General features: G+C 66.1%; 5 protein-coding genes. All 5 read left to right on the top strand.

Annotated elements, in window-relative coordinates; translation table 11 throughout:
* The coding region (locus tag WAW17_RS13075) for an SRPBCC family protein (protein WP_422333393.1) at nt 1-366 on the top strand (366 nt) is incomplete at its 5' end.
* Complete coding sequence (locus tag WAW17_RS13070) at nt 353-673, top strand: hypothetical protein (RefSeq protein WP_422333392.1); 321 nt, start codon at nt 353-355, stop codon at nt 671-673. The genes WAW17_RS13075 and WAW17_RS13070, both read left to right, overlap by 14 nt.
* Before the next feature lie 4 nt (nt 674-677).
* Entirely contained in the window at nt 678-1889 is a 1212-nt protein-coding gene (locus WAW17_RS13065) for a metal-dependent hydrolase family protein (RefSeq protein WP_422333391.1), read from the top strand.
* Entirely contained in the window at nt 1876-2292 is a 417-nt protein-coding gene (locus WAW17_RS13060) for a nuclear transport factor 2 family protein (protein ID WP_422333390.1), read from the top strand. The genes WAW17_RS13065 and WAW17_RS13060 overlap by 14 nt, the downstream gene beginning before the upstream one ends.
* Nucleotides 2289-3182: acyl-CoA dehydrogenase family protein (locus WAW17_RS13055; RefSeq protein WP_422333389.1), on the top strand; the 894-nt coding region annotated here is incomplete at its 3' end. The genes WAW17_RS13060 and WAW17_RS13055, both read left to right, overlap by 4 nt.

Here is a 3182-nt window from a genome sequence, read left to right as displayed (position 1 = left end):
GGCAAGTTCGACGTCTGGGGCCAGGACTCCTGGGAGTTCTTCCCCAACATGACCCTGCTGATCTGGGCTCCGGGCTGGTACCTGACCTACCACTACTGGCCCACCGCACCCGACCGCCACATCTTCGAAGCGAACCTCTACTTCGTTCCTCCGAAGACCGTCCGCGAACGCCTCGCTCACGAACTCGCCGCCGTCACCTTCAAGGAATACGCCCTTCAGGACGCCAACACGCTCGAAGCAACCCAGTCCATGATCGGCACCAAAGCCGTCACCGACTTCCCCCTCTGTGACCAGGAAATCCTCCTCCGCCACCTCCACAAGGTCGTCGGAGACTACGTTAAGGAGTACCGCGATGCTTCCAACTGAATTCGCCGACCTCGAGCCCTACGCGGCCTGGGCACTGGAAACCGAACCCGAGCGCTACGCCAAGCGCCTCGCGTCCACCATGCCCGAGATGCAGCAGTTCTACGACGCCGCGTTCCCCCGCCTCGAGGACGCGATCACCTACAGCGACAAGTTCCCCTTCGACGACCTCCCCGACGACACGCGCGCCCTCGTCCACCTCATGCAGTCGCTCGTCATGGTCTCCTTCCCCGTCGAGGTCTGGAAGCAGCCCCGAGTCCCGGACAGCGGCGCCGCATGGTGCGACATCACCGCCGAACCGGTGGTCTGACCCCATGTTGACGATGAAGGCGGCCGGACTTCTCGACGTCGATACCGGCGAGATCATCCGACCGGGCATCCTCCGGATCGAGGATGACCGGATCGTCGGCATCGGCGGCACACCTGAAGGCGAGGTGCTGGACCTGGGCAATCTGATCCTGCTCCCCGGCCTGATGGACATGGAGGTCAACCTCCTGATGGGCGGTCGCGGCGAAAAGCCCGTGTACTCCACGGTGCAGGACGATCCGCCCTTGCGGATGATGCGTGCCGTGGGCAATGCCCGCCGCACGCTGCGTGCCGGGTTCACCACCGTCCGCAACCTGGGGTTGTTCGTCAAGACCGGTGGCTACCTGTTGGACGTCGCACTCGGCAAGGCGATCGACTCGGGGTGGATCGACGGACCCCGGATCGTGCCTGCCGGACACGCGATCACGCCGACCGGTGGACATCTCGATCCCACGATGTTCGCGGCGTTCGCCCCCGGCGTTCTCGAGTTGACGGTCGAGGAGGGCATTGCCAACGGCGTCGACGAGGTACGCAAGGCAGTCCGGTACCAGATCAAGCACGGCGCACAGCTGATCAAGGTGTGCGTCTCGGGCGGGGTGATGTCCCATACCGGAACGCCCGGCGCGCAGCACTATTCCAACGAGGAACTGCGCGCGATCGTGGATGAGGCGCATCGGCGCGGCCTGCGCGTCGCCTCACACACGCACGGCGCCGAGGCGGTGCGCCAGGCCGTCGAAGCAGGTATCGACTGCATCGAGCACGGCTTCCTCATCGACGACGACGCGATCGATCTGATGGTGGAGCGGGGCACGTTCCTCGTGCCCACCACCAGATTGGCCGACGCCATGGACATCTCGCACGCTCCCGCGGACTTGCAGGCCAAGGCCGCCGAGATGTTCCCGAAGGCACGTACTTCGGTGCTGGCCGCGTACAAGGCCGGCGTGAAGATCGCGGTCGGCACCGACGCCCCGGCGATCCCCCACGGAAAGAACGCCGACGAACTGGTCGCTCTCGTCGATCGCGGAATCCCGCCCCTGGCGGTCCTGCAGGCGGCGACGATCACGGCAGCCGAGTTGCTGGGGGTGACCGATCGAGGACGGCTGGCCGAGGGACTACTGGCGGACATCATCGGCGTCCCCGGCGATCCCTTGGAGGACATCACCGTCACCAAGGATGTCCAATTCGTGATGAAAGGCGGAAAGGTCTATGTCCACAACTGACGACCTGGTAGAGATTCAGCAACTGCTCGCCCGTTACGCGGTGAACATGACCAAGGGTGATGTCGAGGGCGTGGTGGGTGTGTTCACCCCCGACGGCACCTACAGCGCCTTCGGCGACGCCTTTCCGCTCGACCAGTTCCCGGAGCTCGTCGCGGCAGCCCCCAAGGGGCTGTTCATGACCGGGACGTCCCTCATCGAGTTGTCCGGCGACACGGCGACCGGGACCCAGCCGCTGTGCTTCGTGGACAACGCGACCCACGACATGCGAATCGGATACTACAACGACACCTACGTCCGGACTGCCGACGGGTGGCGTTTGAAGACCCGGGCCATGACGTTCATCCGTCGCAGCGGAGCTCACGATTCGGGGCGCCCGCACGCATTCGAGCGTTCGGGGCAATGAACGTCGAAGAGTTCCGGGCAGATGTACGCGCCTGGCTCGACGAGCACGACCTGTCTCCCGGTCCCGATCACTCTCTCGACGGGCAGGTTGCGCAACTGAACCGAGTTCGCGGCGCACTCTACGCTGCCGGCTGGATGCGGCACGGCTGGCCCACCGAGGTAGGAGGACTCGGTGGGCCCGCCGTGCTGCGGGCGGTGCTCGGTGAGGAGGTCGCCACCCGTGACCTGGCCGAGCCCGGAATCTATTCCATGATCGAGGTTCTCGCCCCGACGATGATCTCCTACGCCCGCCCGGAGTTGGCCGCGGAGATGGTTCCGCTGTTGCTCAGCGGCCGCGAACAGTGGTGCCAGGGCTTCTCCGAACCGGGTTCGGGCAGCGACCTGGCATCCCTGAGCACCCGGGCCGTCGCCCGCGGCGACAGCTGGGTGATCAACGGGCAGAAGGTCTGGACGAGCCTCGCGCAGTACTCGTCCCGGTGCGTCCTGCTCACCCGCACCGCTCCGGGCCACGACGGGATCACCGCCTTCTTCGTCGATATGGATACACCCGGCATCACCGTCAGGCCGCTTCGCACGATGCACGGCGTCGACGAGTTCGCCGAGGTGTACTTCGACGACGTCGTGGTCCCGGCCGACCGGATGCTCGGGCGTCCCGGCGACGGTTGGCGGGTGGCGATGGATCTGCTGCCCCACGAGCGCTCCACCTGTTTCTGGCATCGGATCGCGTACCTGTTCACCCGATTGGATCGGCTGATCGCGGAGACGGACATCGCGGCCGACGCCGACCTCGGGGCCGCCTACCTGGCGCTGCACACTGTGCGCTGCCGATCCCGGGGCACCCAGCAGCGACTGGCGGCCGGAGCAGCGCTCGGGCCGGAGACCTCCATCGAC

Origin of the sequence: Rhodococcus sp. (in: high G+C Gram-positive bacteria) (assembly GCF_049286785.1) — a bacterium.
In the GTDB taxonomy this organism is placed as follows: Bacteria; Actinomycetota; Actinomycetes; order Mycobacteriales; family Mycobacteriaceae; genus Rhodococcus_F.
This window is presented reverse-complemented; position numbering and strand designations above follow the sequence as displayed.